This window comes from Limnobacter sp. UBA7229, assembly GCF_002473065.1.
Classification (GTDB): domain Bacteria; phylum Pseudomonadota; class Gammaproteobacteria; order Burkholderiales; family Burkholderiaceae_B; genus Limnobacter; species Limnobacter profundi.
In genome coordinates, this window is sequence record NZ_DKTN01000017.1 from 91470 (window position 1) to 109773 (window position 18304).

Consider the following 18304-nt stretch of genomic DNA (forward strand, 5'->3'; position numbering starts at 1 on the left):
ATTGGTAGCAGTACAAGGTGTTGGAGACACATTCAACACCAACAACAATGACTTCTTTCATGTCCCGCGCAGGCCTTCTCGCCTGCGCTCTTCTTTGTGCACCAATCCTGTCCGCTTGTTTGGGAGGCGATTCCGCCACAGGCAGCGCCAGCACAGCAAGAACCAGTCCCAACGAAACACGGCCCAATGTATTCGAGCCCTCAAACTTCGCACCCCTGCCCGCGGCTGGCACTGCGAATGCCGAACTTCAAGCCACACGTGAACGCATTTTGGGCCCCAATGCCATGGACCCTGAACAAGTGAAGTTCTGGTGGGTGGGTGTTTCAAGTTTTATCGTGAGCATGAAGGGCCATTTGTTCTTGATGGACGCTTGGGAAATTGTGGGCGTGCATGCCAACTACGTACCGATTGGCCGCGAGGAACTGGCCGCCATTCAACCCGAGGCAATCTTCATTGGCCACGGCCACTTTGACCACGCTGCGGATGCCGGTTATGTGGCGGGCCTAAGCAACGCCCTGCTGGTTGCAGGCAGCAATGTGTGCGACATCGCCCGCGAACGCGCCGCCAGTGAGGGCATACCCAACACCTTTCCCTGCCTGAACCTCGGCGACCAAACCACCCCCGGTGCTGGAAGCACCCGCGCCATTCAAATTTGGGAAGATGTCGAGCCCGTGCATGTTGTACAGCACACTCACTCCGCCGCTGAACCCACCGACCTGCTCAGCGGTGGTATGCCGCTTGTGTACATTCCCGACGTGCTGACCTACCCCACTTACCTGAACACCAGCCTGGCCGAGGCACTTCGGTTTGTGGGCACACTTCGCGACGACGGTGGTGTGGGCCAACCCGCAGGTGGCACCTGGGCCTATCACTTCCGCGCAGGCGACTTTGCCTGGTTTTGGCACAACTCCACCGGAATGATGAAAGCAGGCAATGCAGAAAGCGAAGCCGTGGCCAACGCCTTGGTCAATTTGCCCGAATGCGTGGATGTGCAACTGAATGCAATTGTGGGTTTTGGTTTGGTGACCAGTGCCTACCGCGACGCCCTGGCCTATGTGGCCTTGACCAAACCCAAAGTGGCCTTGCCCAACCACCATGATGCGTGGACACCCGGCATTGGTGGCGGCGCTTCAGCCTATGAAAACAGTTGGCTAGAGGCGGTTGGCAAGCTGCCCAACCCACCCGAAGTAGATTACCTGCGCGACCCGGTGGACTACATGAAACCGCGCAGCTACAACATCAATGACCCACGCTGGGCGGGTGGATGCTGATTATTTGGCAGGCATGCCTGGCTGCATGCCAGGTACACCCCGGCGGATAACTTCGGAAAAGTTTTCGCCGGCCTGCATGGCCTTGGCACGGGGCACTATGTAGCCTTTTTCTTGAAGTTCGGCATAACTGAACCCCTCGACCAAACCGCCCTGCGCATGCGCGTACTCCGCGAAGTATCCACTAAGCAGCAAGCGGTAATCCAAGGGCAAATCGGGCACAATTCGCTTGGCAATATCGAACACCACCGTGGTGCAATTGCTGGTCAGTGTGTTGTAAAACTCGGGGGTTTTTTCCAGTTTGTTCGCTTGCTCCACATAAGCCAAAAACAAGGTTTTCAATTGTTCGGGCGGAATGGCCAGCCTGTAAATATAAACGTCTTCACCTCGTGCATTGCTGCGGGTTTTAATAATGTCCGCTTCATCGGCCGCCACCAAAATCGCCTCGTACTGCCTAAAAAACCCCTTCCATGCGGAAAACTTTTCCCCTTGCTCTTTTCGAATTTCGAGTGAAAAAGTAAGGTACTGGCCATCGGCAAAACCGAATGAAACAAGCGTGTGTGCAATTTTTGGCCCCATCCAGTACGACAGCACCAAGTCGGCGGTTTTCAACTGGCTTAAATCGTATTCACGTGTTTCCCAGCGCGGTGTGTAATCGGTTTCTGTGCGCCACTCAAAGTTGCGCACATTCTTCAACACCACCTTGTCGCCATTCACATCGGCATGCAGCATGTGGGCCACATCATCAGCCCATTGTCGATTGTGGCTGGGTTTTTGAAGAAACCACCATGTTGCAAATGCCCCCAAGGCGATCAGCAAAAACAACAACAGCGTACGCATCAGGCAAACGCCTTTCGAGTGACCTCGTCAGCGGGGAACAAATGTTCAATTCTTAACGATGCGGCAGTGATGTCCAAAGGCGCCCCGAAACTGGTGAAAGTTGACACAAAGCGAAGCTCACCCACCTTGCTTTTAAACCGGGTTACCAAGGTGGGGTTGTTGAAGTTCTGTGGCTGTTTGGTATCGAACATTGATTGCGGAATTTGCTTCAACATGACCTGTAAGGCGGGCACGTGCAAAGCCTCACGCTGAGCCCTTTTCAGCACATCACCCAGCACCTCGGCCGGGTTCTCCAGGCGCGAGGCCAAGCCACCGGGTGCCGTCAGCGCCAGCAACACATTCGGTGTGGCTTGCAATGCGGCCAAGTCAAATTCCAGCAATTGCAACAAGCGCACAAAGCTGGGATTGAATTTCAGCAAATTCCATTCACTGTCCAACACCATGGCCGGGGCTGCATGCTGCGCAGTCAACATCAAATCAATCACTTCATTGATGGTGTCCATTTCACGATGATCAATCGGTCGACTACCAAACAAGGGCGCAAATCCCGCAGCCACCAGCGCTTCATTGCGCTCATTCAGCGGAGCATCCAAACCCTCCAACAGTGCCAACAGCATGTCTTTGCTGGCGCTGGCTTTGCCTGTTTCAATGCAACTTAAATGGCGCTGGGAAACGCCAACGCGCAAGGCCAAATCAAGTTGGCTGACCTTTTGCCGAGTACGTAAATCGCGTAGGCGAATTCCGGCGGTATGGGTGGGGGCTTGTGTATGCATGTGCTCATACTGCCACGGAAAATTTCTGAAATCTATGACCTCGCAGGTTATTGCTGCAATGACCCTGACCTCATCAAACTGGCCTTGAATTGATTTACCTTCAACCACACCAGGAGACCTGCCATGCAAACCAGCACTACGCACAACCATGCAACAAGCACACCCACCTTTTGGATCAACTGGCTTACTTACACCGCCGAATTCACAGTGCTGTTTGGCCTGCTCATGGTGCTTGCACCGGGGCTGACTCAACAGGCTTTTGGATTGTTGATATTCCAGAACACCGAACAGTTTGCAGCTTTCGATCCACAAGCCACTGCGTATATTGAACTGGCCCATGCGGTGATGGGCTCAGTGTTGGTGGGTTGGGGCGCGCTGATCTTCATGCTGGTGCGCAAGCTGAACATTGGGGACGCCAAACAGACCTGCAACATGATCGCCATTTCTGTATTGCTTTGGTATGTACCCGACACCGCATTTTCGCTGTACAGCGGCTTCTGGCAAAACGCGGTTCTGAATTCCGGGTTTGCTGTGTTGCATGCAATACCCTTGCTGGCTTTGCGCAAGTATTACAAGTAAGGGGTTAAATCCATAAACCATGGATTTAACGCCATGGTTTGTGGATTCGGTGAATTCAAAGGAACCACCGCCACGGATTAATTACTCAAGGAGCTACACCACTTACTTTTGATCGCATGTCATCAAGGCCTCTTATACAAGGTCGCGCACAAATCCTGATCGGCGACACCACCAGCCACGGTGGCGTGGTGATCTCGGGCAGCCCCACCACATCGGTTGAAGGCCGACCCATCGCCAGGGTCGGCGACATGGTCACCTGCCCTTTGTGCAAACCCCATGTATTCCCGATTGTCGAGGGACTCAGCACATTCACCGACAACTACATGGCAGTGGCCCTGCACGGTCACAAAATTGCGTGTGGTGCCACCTTGATAGCGTCAGCCATTAAGCCAGAAACTCCAGACACTCCCGCGCCAGGTTCAACAAGTAACCCATTCGAAAAGGAGCTTGGACAAGACCTCAATGAATTAATAGGCAAATCGCCAACGCTGAGCAAAGACCTGGAAACACTCAGCAAAGAAAAATGGATTATTAAATTTGGAGAGACTGGCGGGGGGTCTTCGGCCAACCGCGATAAAAAATTAATCACCCTCGACCCCACCTTGAAGGGTGATAAAAAAAACCTTGTCAAGGTTCTATCTCATGAAGTGGGGCATGCGCGTCACCCCTTCGAACCCGACTACAGTAGCAAAGCGACTTATTTAAATGATGCCCTGGACGACGAAGGCGCCGCCGTCATGAAGAACATCACAGTGCAGCGGGAAATTCTCAAATCTAGCAAAATTGACATCGGCATCACTGGTCAACCGGTGAATACTCCGATCTACGAGAGGGCTTACGATCAATCGCTTAAAGACGGCGACTATAAGTCAGCAATTAGAAAAATCGGAGACACATTCCGCAAGGGAGAATACACATCGACCACAAAGGAAACTTATGAAGACATGCATGGAAAATGGTATGACAACCAATATGTACCATGGTGTAAAAAATATTGCGGAACTAAATGAGCGAGTGCTTAAAACACTCATCCTGCTCTTGGCACTGCTCGCAACTGCATGCCAATCTTCCTCCTATGCATCAAAGGACAACACCATGATTCAACTCAACCTCTCAGTCTGGCAATTAATCGAGGACATGCAAACTGCCCCATTGTCATTGTCGGGCATTGAAGAAATACTCAACCAAACACTTGTGGAACAAACCCAGCAATCGAATAATTATTTCAGGTTCTATTCCGGTCAACCCGTGTTGCTTGCCGGTCACTCTAAGATTTGGAAAATTGACCTTAGATTGCCTCAACCGTCTCACGATGCCACTGGGTTGTTGGTGTTGGATATAGACGGAGAATGCATCACAGTTGAACAGGTCAACAAAGTATTTCCCAACCTGAACATAACTGGTATGCCACGTGGCGACTCGCTTCTGGAAGCAACCACCTTCACTGATGTAACCACTTGGGGAAAAATCAGTTTTGGTTTTCAAGAAAAGAGACCTGACTGCCTTGGATATTTGGTGTTTGAGCCAAATCGCTAAAGCTTGGAATCGAAATCAAATAAGTGCACTTTGGCGGGTAAAAGCATAAAATACGGCCTTGATCCGAAAAACAGATCCACAAGGTACACCCGCCATGATCCGCTTGTCCGAGCTGAAGCTTCCACTCGACCATCCTGAAGACGCCCTGCCCGCATTAATTTGCAGCACACTGAAAATTTCAGCCAACCAGCTCAAAAGCTTCAGCATTTACAAGCGCAGCTACGACGCGCGCAAACAAAAACTGCTGTTGGTGTACATCGTGGATGTGGAACTGGACAGCGCTCAGCTTGAAGTGCAGCTATTGGCAAAATTCAGTACCAACTCGCACATTCGGCCTGCGCCCGACATGGTCTACCAGTTGCCAGTGAAACTGAACGAAGCCCCAGCCATTCGCCCTGTGGTAATTGGCTTTGGCCCCTGCGGTATTTTTGCAGCGATGATGCTGGCGCAAATGGGCTTCAAACCCATTGTGATTGAGCGTGGCAAACAGGTACGCGAACGCACGAAAGACACCTGGGGCCTGTGGCGCAAACGCGTATTGCACACCGAATCGAACGTGCAGTTTGGCGAAGGCGGAGCAGGCACATTTTCAGACGGCAAACTGTACAGCCAAATCAAAGACCCGCGTTTTCTTGGCCGAAAAGTGATGACCGAGTTTGTAAAGGCTGGTGCACCCGAAGAAATTTTGCTGGTCAGCAAACCACACATTGGCACCTTCCGCCTGGTGAAAGTGGTAGAAAACATGCGCGAACAAATCATCGCCATGGGCGGTGAAATTCGCTTCCAACAGCGCGTATGCGACTTTCACATTGAAGACGGCCACATTCGCGGCCTAACCATTGAGAACCTTGCAGATGGCAGCACTTACGAACTGCGCGCAGACCATGTGGTGCTGGCGCTGGGCCACAGTTCCCGCGACACCTTTGCCAAGCTACACGAGCGCGGCGTGTACATGGAAGCCAAGCCATTTTCAGTGGGCTTTCGCATAGAACACCCGCAAGGGCTGATCGACCGTGCCCGCCTGGGGCAACACGCCGGCCACCCCCTGCTGGGCGCAGCCGACTACAAGCTGGTGCACCATGCTGCCAATGGCCGATCGGTGTACAGCTTTTGCATGTGCCCCGGCGGCACTGTGGTGGCCGCCACGTCAGAAGAACATCGCGTGGTCACCAACGGCATGAGCCAATACTCCCGCAACGAACGCAACGCCAACGCCGGCATTGTGGTGGGCATTAGCCCGGCCGACTATCCCGGTGGCCCACTGGCAGGCATCGCCTTTCAACGCAAGCTTGAATCCAATGCCTTTGTGATGGGCGGCAGCAACTACGAGGCACCCGGACAATTGGTGGGCGACTTCATTGCGGGTAAAGCATCGACTGAACTGGGCAGCGTAGAACCATCGTACAAACCCGGCGTCAAAATGACTGACCTGGCCGACGCATTGCCCGAATACGCAATCACGGCCATGCGTGAAGCCTTGCCGGCATTCGGCAAAAAAATCAAAGGTTTCGACATGCACGACGCCGTGTTGACCGGCGTAGAAACCCGTACTTCGTCGCCACTGCGAATTACGCGCGGCGACGACTTCCAAAGTTTGAATACAAAAGGCCTTTACCCTGCTGGCGAAGGTGCCAGCTACGCTGGTGGTATTTTGTCGGCGGGTGTCGATGGCATTGAAGTGGCCGAAGCAGTGGCGAGAAATTTGGTGGGGGGTTAAATGCTTCAGCCATGTAAGTCTTAATCGTGGCTTTGGGGCAGGTCTGGATGCCTCGGTACACACGGTTCCTCGGCAATGCTGATACCGATGCAACAAGCCACACAACAGGCAGCACTCATAGAGGCAGTAAGAATCGACGCCAAAGAAGCCCCTAATTTCGCACTGACAATCGGCGATGCTATCAATATGCCCAAGGTTCCGGCAGTACCAGTGATTTTCCCCACTAGCGCAGAGTTTCTTCTGCATGGCGACGCCTCAAACTCTCGACGCTCGATATGGTACTCAGCCATGTTACGCGCATGAATTAGATCAGAGTCGCTCATGGTTTGGACAGCAGGGGGACTGATTGCAAATGATGAATTCATATAAACCTCTGTTGTGAGTAAGGACTGCTGAGTAGTCGCTTGCATAAAGTGGTTCCATTCCTGTTCAGAACACCTCCACCCATTTGTAGCCCTAAATTACACCTCATCAAATAATTCATTCAACGAAGGTTTCCTGATACATTCGAAGAGATGATCGTACACACCGGCTACAGATCGAACTTCCTCGACGACGAGTCATACGATCAAATTCAAGAAGTCTTTCACCGACAAGAAAACACGCACAAACTTTCAGGTACCGGTGAATGGTTTTCAAACACATGGAGGCCGTACCCATGTTGAACAAATATGAGGGGTTGAACCTGCCGATCGTGCAAGCCTGTCAGAATGCCGCCAACAGCGTACCGGTTATCGATTTGAAGTTTGCCGCCAAGCAGTTTAGCAACTACCAACAAGCCGACACATTTGACCATGTAGTACTGCCCGCCCACCTGCACGCGAGCGAGGGCTATTTTGTAGCCCGTGTTGAAGGTGATTCGATGAACAAACGCATACCACCCGGCGCATGGTGCCTGTTTCACTTCAACCCGCAAGGCACACGCAACGGAAAAATTGTGGTGGTACAACACCGCCGCATTTCAGACCCTGAGCTGGGTGGGCAATACACCATTAAACGCTACAAAAGCGAAAAACATTTTGGTGAAAATGGCGTGGTGAACAGCGTGATTGTGTTGAAACCAGAATCGACGAACGACAAGCATGAAGCGATCGTACTCAGTGCTGAGGATGCTGACGAAATGTTGGTGGTGGCGGAGTTTTTGACCGTGATTTGAAGAGCTGGCTATTGCTCCTCCCCCTCTTCTCACACCAGTCAATTCGAACCAAAACATCCCCCTCAACTACTTGGAAGAACCCTTCATTTCTACCTCTTAAAACCTTTCACGCATACTGCGACTTGCCTCGTTTTTATTTTGCTGCCGCATGAACACCCAAGCCCGCACATTTCACGAAGACCACCTGAAGCGCAAAGCGCAATCGCTACAACTCGCTTACACCCGTGCGCTGAATAGCCACGATGGTTCAGCGCCGCTATACCTGCATCAGGAAATGGATTTTCTGGGCCACTTTGAACCCGACACACAAGTAAGCCTGGCGATGGTGCCAGAGGTAATGCAGCAAGACCCTGTGGCTGGGGTCATGCTGATGACATCGCAATTGAACACACAGCAAACCAGTGCGCTAGTAGGTGCATTTGAAAAAGGCACAGTGAGCGCTGCCTTGCTTGCTCAGTTATTTGGTGTAACCAACCTGCCAGGTAACCTGGCTAATTTGATCGAGGCTGCTGCCAAAGCGCGCTTTACTTCAAAAATGAAAACTGAATTGCGAGCCACACTGGCCAGCGGTAAACCGCGCACGGTGAAACTTGGCAACGGTATGGAACTGAAAGCCGTGGGCCTTAAAGGCCCCAACCAGTTTGGCAAACACGCCGACGTGCTTATCCGGGTTCGCCAAACCAATGCCAAACAAATTACCTTGCTGGAGAAAAACCAGTTCGAAAAAATCAGTAAGAACATGAGCACCAAATCACTGGGGCCCAATGCATTCAAATACGACAAGGTTCTCAGCTTGAGCAAGCAAGCCTCAGATGAAATGTGGGAGTTGCGCAGGCTTACAGGATCATCTTTTCTGGGCTCCGCGAGAGTGGGTGGTGTTCTAACGTTCGGCCCCACATTAATCAACGACGTGATGAGCAACTACAACCACAACGCAAAGCTGGATCAAAAATTCAACTACATGCAATTCGCAGTGGATAGCGCCAAGAATCAAACTGGAAATGTTGCGGCTTTGGTAGGTGGGCTCGCATTTGCAAAAGTCGCGGTAGTGGCTTTAGGTATGGCTGGCTTTACTGTCGCAGGTGCACCTCTCGTACTTATCGGGCTAGGTGCTGGCGTTTTGATCGGAGTTGCTTATAACCTGTCTAGCGCGCCGAATCATATTGAGCAGAAAGCGAAAGCTTTTTTCGGGGCAAATTAAGCATGATTAAATCCTACCTCCCCTTCAATGATTTTTTTACCTCTTCCTTTTGCCTCGCGTTCTTCTATGCCTATGGGGTTGTAGTTCCGTTAGCCTACTTATTTGACCTTTCCGAACAGGCTATCACCGCATTATTCGCAACCGTTAGCTTGCTCGTGATTTCAGTTTTGTATTACGTCGTGTTTGTTGCACAGGTCAACATTGCAAATGCTCTCAAGCTTTCAATCTTTATTCTCCCAATCACATGCCTGACAACTTTTCCTGAAGTCTTGGGCATGGTACTAGACGCTCCAATTTTTCTGAGCAACGAATCCCGTTACTTCAACTCTTGGTACGCACTTGCTGTCGCAACAATCAGTTACATCTGGGCCTTAATTGATACAAACGTACAGATCAACAAAGGCAAAGTTGACATTCGGAAGCCCATCGAACTATGGACTATTAACGTCTATCTTGCAGATCATTCTTTTGAGGACAGAGACAAACAAAAGAGCCTAACTGCATTGGTCATAACCTGGGTTTTGATTGGGGTCATGATGATCTACGTTTTTGTTCTGCCAACAATCACTACGGAACCAGATGATCTAAAACTATTACTCGCCAAGGTTGGGGCGATGATACCCACAGCTGCGTTGGTTGGCATCCTCTTCATGTTTATGGGACAAACAACCAGTGTGATGAGACTAGAACGCGAATTGGGCAATCCACTTACTTTTCGAAATCATCATTTGCGTATGAAATGGCGCCACGACTACGTGAAGTACCACCTGCCCGCCCCAATCCGCAAACTTAACCTGCGCTTGTTCAACCAGCATGTGGAGGCGTATGAACGCCTCCAGAACGAAGTTAAATCTTCACGCACTTAATGCAGTTGTACCCTGCGGTGACAGCAGCACCGCCCGTGCCATCGCCATTCTGCGGTTTGTATTCTTCCTGATACTCTGTGAATGCGAAGGTGACCACTTCTAGGTCACCATCGTCACCTGCGCCCAGCGAAATATCAATGTCACTCACAATCACGTCTTTGAAAGTAATGCGCAAATATTCAAGCGGCACCAGACCTGACTTTCTCTTGGTCAACACCATGGTGTCGTAAAGCTGACCGATACAAGTTTGTGCATGCAGCGTGGGGGAAGCACGATCAACGCGCTTTTCAACACGCAAGGCTTTTACCTCGGCACGCCCTGCAGGTGCCAGTACACCCCCATTGGCACCCACCGCCACCTGCATGCCCCAACGTGCACTTAGCAGCTCCATTTCGCCCGCGTGCTTCAAGTCAACCGACTCGCCTTTCACATTGCCCAATTTCAAAAACAGATCTGCTGGCATGGTGCCCCAACTCCAAGAATTTAAATAATCAAGAAGTGTAGTCAGCCTGAGATAGAGGGTAGAAATTTAGGTTGCTGTCACCCACTCAGGGTGATACTTGAAAAGCCCAAATAAAAAAGCAGCCCGAAGGCTGCTTTCTTTTACATCACGGCTTGCAACTGAAAAATTAATCCCAGCTCAACGCACCGCCAGTTTGGTACTCCGTCACACGGCGCTCAAAGAAGTTGGTTTCTTTCTTCAAGTCCATCATTTCGCTCATCCATGGGAATGGGTTGCTTGCGCCTTCGTACAAGGTGCCCAAGCCAATCTGGTTGGAACGGCGGTTGCAAATAAACTTCATGTATTCCATAAACTGGGCAGAATTCAAGCCCAACACGCCGCGTGGCATGGTGTCTACGGCATACGCGTGTTCAAGTTCAACAGCCTTGCGGAACATGGCCTTGATCTCTTCCTTGAATTCCGGGGTCCAAAGGTGTGGGTTTTCCAGTTTCACGGTGTTGATCAGGTCGATACCGAATGTGCAGTGTGCAGATTCGTCGCGCAAAATGTACTGGAACTGCTCGGCAGCACCAATCATTTTGTTCTGGCGGCCCAGCGCCAGAATTTGCACAAAGCCCACGTAGAAGAACATGCCTTCCATGATGCAGGCAAAGGCGATCAAGCTCTTCAGCAGTGTTTGGTCTGCTTCAAGCGTGCCGGTTTTGAATGAGGGGTCAGTCAACACATCAATGAACGGCAGCAAGAAATCGTCTTTGGCCTTGATGCAGGAAATTTCGTTGTACGCGTTGAATGTTTCCGCTTCAGGAATACCCAGGCTTTCTACGATGTACTGGTAAGCGTGGGTGTGAATGGCTTCATCAAACGCCTGGCGCAGCAAAAACTGGCGGCACTCGGGCGCTGTAATGTGGCGGTAGGTACCCAGCACAATGTTGTTGGCAGCCAGTGAATCGGCTGTTACAAAAAAGCCCAGGTTACGCTTCACGATCAGGCGCTCGTCTTCAGTCAAACCGTTGGGGTCTTTCCAAAGCGCAATGTCGCGATCCATGTTGATTTCTTGTGGCATCCAGTGGTTGGCGCACTGGCTCAGGTACTTTTCCCAAGCCCACTTGTACTTGAAGGGCACAAGCTGGTTCACGTCGGTTGTACCGTTAATTACGCGCTTGTCGGCAGCGTTTACACGGCCAGCCTTTGCACCTTCAGCGGCAGGCTGCTGCACCACAGGGCGCGCAGCTTGCTGATACAAACCTTGGCTGGCTGCAGGCGCAGCAAAACCCGAGGCCACAGACCCCATGGCAGGCGGCATTTGCACGGGGGGCTTGGCAGCAGTTGCTGTTTTGCCCATGGCTGCATCAAACTCATCGTCCCAAGACAGCATATTTTCTAACTCCTTAACTAATACACTGTATAAAGTCACAGTGTCATTATGTTCATTTTTATTCACTTGGGCAAGTCTTGGTAACTTGCACAAATCGCTGGTCTTTTATTCAAAAAACTTACTGGCAAGCCTCGCACTCGTCGAAGCCTGCATCGCCTGGGCGCATGGTGCACACCTTGCCTTCAATTTCTTGCTCAGGCAGGTTGGGCACCAGGCCAGTGGCCGGGGCCGATGTAAACGCGGCAGACGCACCACCTTCCGCATTCACGGAATTCAACTCACCACCGGCCAAAGTTGATTTCTCGGCGTGTGTGGCACCAATGGTGCGCAGGTAGTAGGTTGTTTTCAAACCGCGAATCCAGGCCAGTTTGTACGTGTCATCCAAACGCTTGCCGCTGACGCCAGCCATATAAATGTTCAAGCTTTGGCCTTGGTCAATCCATTTCTGGCGACGGGCTGCAGCTTCAACCAGCCAGCGTGGGTCCATTTCAAACGCAGTGGCGTACAGGCGCTTCAGGTCTTCCGGAATACGGTCAATCTTCATCACTGAACCATCAAAATACTTCAGGTCAGAAATCATCACTTCGTCCCAAATGCCCAGGCGCTTCAAGTCGCGCACCAAGTGTTCATTCACGATGGTGAATTCACCTGAAAGGTTCGACTTCACATACAGGTTCTGGAATGTCGGTTCAATGGAAGCGGCCACACCAATGATGTTGGAAATGGTTGCAGTGGGCGCAATGGCCACGCAGTTGGAGTTGCGCATGCCGTGCTTCTTGATGCGAGCGCGCAGTGCGTCCCAATCCATGCGGCTGCTTGTATCCACTTCCACGTAACCGCCACGCTCTTCTTCCAGTAGCTTGAGCGAATCCAAAGGCATGATGCCCTTGTCCCACAGCGAACCCTTGAAGGTGCTATACGCACCGCGCTCGGCAGCCAACTCTGTTGAAGCTTCGTAAGCGTAGTAGCAAATGGCTTCCATGCTTTCGTCGGCAAATTCAACTGCATCGCGTGAAGCATAGGGCTTGCGCATCATGTGGAGCGCATCTTGAAAGCCCATCATGCCCATGCCCACAGGGCGGTGACGCAGGTTGGAATTGCGCGCCTTGGCCACTGCGTAGTAGTTGATGTCGATCACGTTGTCCAGCATGCGCATGGCCACGCCCACAGTTTTCTGCAGCTTCTCGTGGTCCAGCACCAGCTCGCCGTTGTCGGCAGGCTTCAGGTGGCGCGTCAGGTTCACAGAACCCAGGTTACACACCGCAATTTCGTTCTCGTTGGTGTTCAGGGTAATTTCTGTACACAGGTTGGATGAGTGCACCACGCCCACGTGTTGCTGGGGGCTGCGAATGTTGCAAGGGTCTTTGAACGTAATCCAGGGGTGGCCGGTTTCAAACAGCATGGAGAGAATTTTTCTCCACAGCTTGGCTGCTTCCACGGTTTTGAACAATTTCAAATCGCCACGCGCGGCTTTTTCTTCGTAGCCCACATAGGCTTTCTCGAAGGCTTTGCCGTACAGGTCGTGCAGATCGGGGCAGTCGGATGGGCTGAACAGGGTCCAGTTACCGCCTTCCATCACACGCTTCATGAACAGGTCGGGAATCCAGTTCGCGGTGTTCATGTCGTGGGTGCGGCGGCGATCATCGCCAGTGTTCTTGCGCAGTTCCAGGAATTCTTCAATGTCCAGGTGCCATGTTTCCAGGTAGGCACACACCGCGCCTTTGCGCTTGCCACCCTGGTTAACAGCAACAGCCGTGTCGTTCACCACTTTCAGGAATGGCACCACACCTTGTGATTTGCCGTTGGTGCCCTTGATGTGGCTGCCCAATGCACGCACGGGGGTCCAGTCGTTGCCCAGGCCGCCAGCAAACTTGGAAAGCAATGCGTTTTCCTTGATGCCTTCGTAAATGTCGTCCAGATCGTCGCCAATGGTGGTGAGGTAGCAAGAAGACAACTGCGAACGAATGGTGCCGCTGTTGAACAATGTGGGCGTAGAGCTCATGAAGTCGAATGTGGACAACACTTCATAGAATTCAATGGCGCGTGCTTCACGGTCCACTTCGTTTAAGGCCAGACCCATGGCCACGCGCATGTAAAACGCCTGTGGCATTTCAATGCGGGTGCCTTCCACGTGCAGGAAGTAGCGGTCGTACAAAGTTTGCAGACCCAGGTAATCGAACTGCAAATCGCGTTCGTACTTCAGGGCTGCGCCCAACTTCTTCATGTCAAACTGGGCCAGGCGATTATCGAGCAGGCCAGCGGCAATGCCTTTCTTGATGAACTGGGGGAAGTACTCAGGGTACACCTGCGCCATTTCGTCTTGCGCAATTTCGCGGCCAATAATTTCACGGCGAATGGTGTGCAGCAACAGGCGGGAAGTAACCAGTGTGTAGCTGGGTTCATTCTCGATCATGGCGCGAGAGGCCAGAATTGCCGACTTGAACACCTCATCGATTTTCACGCCGTCATACAGGTTCTTCAGGGTTTCTTTCTGAAGGTGCGCAACGTCAATTTCATTCAGGCCAACCGCAGCACTCTCAATCAACGCTTTCAGTGCTTCTACATCCAGTGGGCGCTTGATGTCGCCGTCGATCACATTCAGGGCATGCTGCTCAGCTTGTTCCACCTGCTTGGCAGCACGTTCTTGCGCGCGGCGTTCGCGATACAGCACATAGGCACGCGCCACTTCGGCTTCGCCGGAGCGCATCAGGGCCAGTTCAACCTGGTCTTGAATGTCTTCGATGTGGAAAATGCCGCCGGAAGGCTGGCGACGCACCAGTGCGTTCACCACGCTGCCAGTCATCTGCTCAACCAGTTCGCGAATGCGCGCGGAGGCTGCACCCTGACCGCCATTCACTGCCAAAAATGCTTTGGTCATGGCCACGGCAATTTTGCTGGGCTCAAAACCAACCACGGCACCATTTCGGCGAATAATTTTGTAGTTTGAGTACGCGCTGTCAACCACGGGCGCTGCACCTGCAGGCTTAGAGGTGGACAAGGGCGCATCAGTTGCCAAATTGCTCGCCAAATCTGAGGGTCCATGGCTAGTTAGCATGCATCTTTCTCCTGGAATATACGTGTTCTTGAGGGTTTGTTTTTGTAGTGGAGCACAACCGGCAACCACTATATCTTGTGTTTTGTATGTGGCTTGGAACTAATTGTAGTGGTCGAAACACAATTTGGCAAACACTTTCTTATCCCCAACTTGTGCACACAGTTATCCCCTGTGAACAAGTTGTGGACAAGCTTGGGATAACCGCAGTGCAACAAAAAAACGGCCTTTCAAAGGCCGTCAATCTGAAGTTCGTAGGTGTTTGATTTACGAAGACCTTTCCAGTCGAAGAAGGGTCCCGGATCAGTTTTCCGAGTGGGTGCTATCTCGCTGTGCGCCATGGCATATCTCAGTGGATAACGTGCTTGTAACTCCAAAGCAAGACGCCTCAGGCTGGCATATTGAGCCTGCTCGAATGGGGTATAAATATCGCCCAGCAATTCAACACCAATTGAAAAATGATTGAAATTGCTACGGTCCATTGCGGCTGAAATTCCAGCATGCCAGGCCCGTTTTTCGCAGGATACAAATTGGGTAATCGATCCGTCTCGATCAATCAGAAAATGCGAAGAAACATGCAGGCCAATCAACTCGCCAAATGAAACATGCGCATGACAATCGAGTCGATTCAAAAACAGGTCAGTGATTAACGCGGGGTCTCGTCCCCGCTCGGGCAGGCTGATGCAGTGAACAACCAGGGTATCCACTACAGTGCCCATGGGGCGTGCATCCTGATTGGGGCTTTGCAGGCGGTGCACCCAGTCTTCTTCAATCCAGCCTTCGTCCAGCCACATGGCGTGCCCCTTCTAAAGGTCAATGCACTTCAAAACTTAGCGAACTTTCTCTCCGGCCGCCTTGGCGTGCTCCATGCCGCAGTAGAAGCGCCCCTGCATCATCACACCTTCAGACATGGGGCTGTAGGCACCGCAGTGTTGGCAAGGCATGATCTCTTCTTGGGTTTTACGGCCAAGATTGCCTTTTTGTTTAACGTCTACACCGGGCTTTTCACCCAATTGTTTGCGCTGCCAGCTTTTGAAAAGAATCCAGGCCACCAACGCCAGGCCCAGGAAAAACAGAATACGACCCATCAAACTGCCCTTTTCAAAATAAACTCCAGCACAAACTGGGTACCAAAATAAGCCAACACCAATACTGCATAGCTGCCCAAACACCAACGCAGGGCTACTTTTCCGCGCCAGCCAAATACCACACGCCCGCCCAGAAGCACTGCAAATGAACACCATGAAATGATGGCAAACAGGGTTTTGTGATCAAAGCGCCAGCTGCTACCGCTCCATTCTTCGGAAAACAGAAAGCCGGTGATCAGGGTAAGCGACAACAACACAAAGCCAGCCCAAAGCTGCCGGAACAGAATCGATTCCATGGTAAGCAAAGAGGGCAATTGATCCAGCAACCGCTCCCGCACCATCCGGTTTTCCTGGGTGGTGGCCACAGGCTGGTGCAAGGCTTTTTCCTGAAACGCCATCACGATGCCATGGGCGGCGGCAATACCCAACAAACTGTAGGCTGCCAGCGCGATCAACAAATGCAATTGAAACAGATGATCGCCTGCCATTCGAATGGCGGAATCTTCCCCCATCCACAAGGGCAGCAAAAATACAACTGCGCACAGCGGGAACACAATTAATTCAAGCAGCGGCACACGGTTGAAAAAACTTTCTACAAAGGCCACCAGTGAGGCCAACCAAGCCACGCACATCAGGCCCAGAACAAAGCCGAAGTGCATGCCATCGGATTGAAACAACAAGGTGCCCAATAAATAACCCGAGACCGTCAAGGCCAAAGCAACCAGCGCGCGGTTTAACGCGGCGGGTGCAGACCACTTGCCGAAAACGTTCAGCGCCGCCAATCCACCCGAGGCGGACAGCAGGGGCACTGCGAGCGCGTACAATATTGTGTTGTTCATACCAATCAGTTTACTCGATTCATAGCACGAGTCAGGGGCACCACACGATGTTTGAAAACCTCTCCGATCGCCTAACGCGCGTTGTCAAAAATATCAAAGGCGAAGCCCGCATCACCGAGGCCAACACGCAGGAAATGTTGCGGGAAGTTCGCTTGGCGCTTCTGGAGGCCGACGTGGCCCTACCGGTGGTGAAAGAGTTCATCAACCAGGTGAAAGAACAGGCGCTGGGCGAGGAAGTGCTGAACAGCCTCACCCCCGGCCAAGCCTTGGTGGGCATTGTTCACAAACAGTTGATCAAGCTGATTGGCGAGAAAACAGAAGAAATCAACCTGGCGGCCCAGCCCCCCGTGGTGATTTTGATGGCGGGTTTGCAAGGTGCCGGTAAAACAACCACCACAGGTAAGCTGGCCAAGTATTTAAAAGACAACCTGAAAAAGAAAGTGCTGACCGTTTCAGCCGACGTGTACCGCCCTGCGGCGATCGAGCAGCTGAAAACAGTCAGCGCGCAAGCTGGCGCCGAGTTCTTTCCTTCCGACATCACTCAAAAGCCGGTTGACATTGCCCTGGCCGCCCTGAACCACGCCAAACGCCAGTTTTTTGATGTGCTGATTCTGGACACGGCGGGCCGCTTGGGCATAGACGAAGCCATGATGAATGAAATCAAGGCTTTGCATGCAGCGGTGAACCCGACTGAAACCCTGTTTGTGATTGACGCCATGTTGGGTCAGGATGCGGCCAACACCGCCAAGGCCTTCAACGAGGCCCTGCCCCTGACCGGCGTGGTACTGACCAAGATGGACGGTGATGCGCGAGGCGGTGCCGCCCTTTCCGTGCGCCAAATTACAGGCAAGCCCATTAAATTCATGGGTGTGGGTGAAAAGCTAACCGGCTTTGAGAAATTCCACCCAGACCGCGTGGCGGGCCGAATTCTAGGCATGGGCGACATTGTTTCCTTGGTGGAAGAAGCCAAAAAAGGCATTGACCAACACGAAGCCGAAAAACTGGCGAAAAAACTGAAAAGCGGCAAGGCTTTCGACCTGAACGACTTTTTGGCGCAAATTAGCCAGATGCGCAACATGGGTGGCCTGCAAGGCCTGATGGACAAACTGCCCAGCCAATTGATGAAAGGGGCGGGCGATGTGGATGCCACCGCCGCAGAGAAGCAGATGAAACGCACCGAGGCCATTATTTTTTCCATGACCATTGCCGAACGAACCAAGCCCGATATTTTAAAAGCCTCTCGAAAGCGCCGTATTGCAGCAGGTGCGGGTGTTCAGGTTCAAGAAGTGAACCGCTTGCTCAAGCAGTTTGAGCAAATGCGCGACATGATGAAAAGCATGCAGAAAGGTGGCTTGGCCAAGTTGATGAAAAAAATGGGTGGCGGCGGAAAAGGCGGCTTCCCTGGAGGCGGCATGCCACCAGGTGGCGGGTTTCCAGGCATGTAATCAACTGCGGATTCAGGCCCAATCGTCTTGGGTTCCGATCTCTCGCCAGAAAACCTGTATTCCCCTTGCTGAGCCTCACGATGCCTGAGAACGACCCTCCTAAACT

The 18304-nt window shown here is 52.1% G+C and carries 17 protein-coding genes; 9 read left to right on the forward strand and 8 right to left on the reverse strand.

Annotation, left to right across the window (positions count from 1 at the left end):
* The first annotated feature begins 47 nt into the window (after positions 1–47).
* On the forward strand, positions 48–1271 hold the full coding sequence (locus B4C79_RS10100; protein WP_291751484.1) for an MBL fold metallo-hydrolase: 1224 nt from the start codon (positions 48–50) through the stop codon (positions 1269–1271).
* Here B4C79_RS10100 and B4C79_RS10105 read toward each other — a convergent pair whose 3' ends face one another.
* A complete protein-coding gene (locus B4C79_RS10105) occupies positions 1272–2108 on the reverse strand; it encodes a DUF4105 domain-containing protein (protein WP_291740082.1) in 837 nt (278 codons plus the stop codon).
* Positions 2108–2881, reverse strand: a complete 774-nt coding sequence (locus tag B4C79_RS10110; protein WP_291740084.1) for a helix-turn-helix domain-containing protein — start codon at positions 2879–2881, stop codon at positions 2108–2110. The genes B4C79_RS10105 and B4C79_RS10110 overlap by 1 nt, the downstream gene beginning before the upstream one ends.
* A 123-nt stretch (positions 2882–3004) precedes the next feature.
* Here B4C79_RS10110 and B4C79_RS10115 point away from each other — a divergent pair, with 123 nt between their 5' ends.
* The 7 genes from B4C79_RS10115 to B4C79_RS10145 all read left to right on the forward strand — a co-directional run bounded on the left by B4C79_RS10115 (position 3005) and on the right by B4C79_RS10145 (position 9936).
* Positions 3005–3460, forward strand: a complete 456-nt coding sequence (locus B4C79_RS10115) for a hypothetical protein (protein WP_291740085.1) — start codon at positions 3005–3007, stop codon at positions 3458–3460.
* A 116-nt stretch (positions 3461–3576) separates the two neighbouring features.
* The gene (locus B4C79_RS10120; RefSeq protein ID WP_291740087.1) at positions 3577–4470 is read left to right on the forward strand and encodes a PAAR domain-containing protein; all 894 of its coding nucleotides are present in this window, start codon (positions 3577–3579) and stop codon (positions 4468–4470) included.
* A complete protein-coding gene (locus B4C79_RS10125) occupies positions 4421–4996 on the forward strand; it encodes a hypothetical protein (protein WP_291740089.1) in 576 nt (191 codons plus the stop codon). Before B4C79_RS10120 ends, B4C79_RS10125 begins: the two co-directional genes overlap by 50 nt.
* A gap of 94 nt (positions 4997–5090) precedes the next feature.
* Positions 5091–6713, forward strand: coding sequence for an NAD(P)/FAD-dependent oxidoreductase (locus tag B4C79_RS10130; RefSeq protein ID WP_291740091.1), 1623 nt, complete (start codon positions 5091–5093; stop codon positions 6711–6713).
* Positions 6714–7341: 628 nt separating this feature from the next.
* Positions 7342–7869: a S24 family peptidase gene (locus tag B4C79_RS10135; RefSeq protein WP_291751488.1), complete on the forward strand. Its 528-nt coding sequence runs from the start codon at positions 7342–7344 to the stop codon at positions 7867–7869.
* 148 nt (positions 7870–8017) lie between these two features.
* On the forward strand, positions 8018–9070 hold the full coding sequence (locus tag B4C79_RS10140; RefSeq protein WP_291742094.1) for a hypothetical protein: 1053 nt from the start codon (positions 8018–8020) through the stop codon (positions 9068–9070).
* A gap of 2 nt (positions 9071–9072) precedes the next feature.
* On the forward strand, positions 9073–9936 hold the full coding sequence (locus B4C79_RS10145; protein ID WP_291742097.1) for a hypothetical protein: 864 nt from the start codon (positions 9073–9075) through the stop codon (positions 9934–9936).
* On the opposite strand, the gene B4C79_RS10150 is transcribed toward B4C79_RS10145, so the two are convergent.
* The 6 genes from B4C79_RS10150 to B4C79_RS10175 form a co-directional block, all read right to left on the reverse strand.
* Positions 9917–10399: an Hcp family type VI secretion system effector gene (locus tag B4C79_RS10150; protein WP_291742100.1), complete on the reverse strand. Its 483-nt coding sequence runs from the start codon at positions 10397–10399 to the stop codon at positions 9917–9919. The genes B4C79_RS10145 and B4C79_RS10150 overlap by 20 nt on opposite strands.
* 166 nt (positions 10400–10565) lie before the next feature.
* Positions 10566–11774: a ribonucleotide-diphosphate reductase subunit beta gene (locus tag B4C79_RS10155; protein ID WP_105027253.1), complete on the reverse strand. Its 1209-nt coding sequence runs from the start codon at positions 11772–11774 to the stop codon at positions 10566–10568.
* 118 nt (positions 11775–11892) lie between these two features.
* The gene (locus tag B4C79_RS10160) at positions 11893–14829 is read right to left on the reverse strand and encodes a ribonucleoside-diphosphate reductase subunit alpha (protein WP_291742103.1); all 2937 of its coding nucleotides are present in this window, start codon (positions 14827–14829) and stop codon (positions 11893–11895) included.
* 227 nt (positions 14830–15056) lie between these two features.
* A complete protein-coding gene (gene ampD / locus B4C79_RS10165; RefSeq protein WP_171100556.1) occupies positions 15057–15620 on the reverse strand; it encodes a 1,6-anhydro-N-acetylmuramyl-L-alanine amidase AmpD in 564 nt (187 codons plus the stop codon).
* Positions 15621–15656: 36 nt separating this feature from the next.
* A complete protein-coding gene (locus B4C79_RS10170) occupies positions 15657–15914 on the reverse strand; it encodes a PP0621 family protein (protein ID WP_008250461.1) in 258 nt (85 codons plus the stop codon).
* A complete protein-coding gene (locus B4C79_RS10175; protein WP_171100558.1) occupies positions 15914–16753 on the reverse strand; it encodes a cytochrome C assembly family protein in 840 nt (279 codons plus the stop codon). Before B4C79_RS10175 ends, B4C79_RS10170 begins: the two co-directional genes overlap by 1 nt.
* A 47-nt stretch (positions 16754–16800) precedes the next feature.
* On the opposite strand from B4C79_RS10175, the gene ffh reads away from it, so the two are divergent.
* Entirely contained in the window at positions 16801–18198 is a 1398-nt protein-coding gene (gene ffh / locus B4C79_RS10180) for a signal recognition particle protein (RefSeq protein WP_105027257.1), read from the forward strand.
* The last annotated feature ends 106 nt before the right edge of the window (positions 18199–18304 follow it).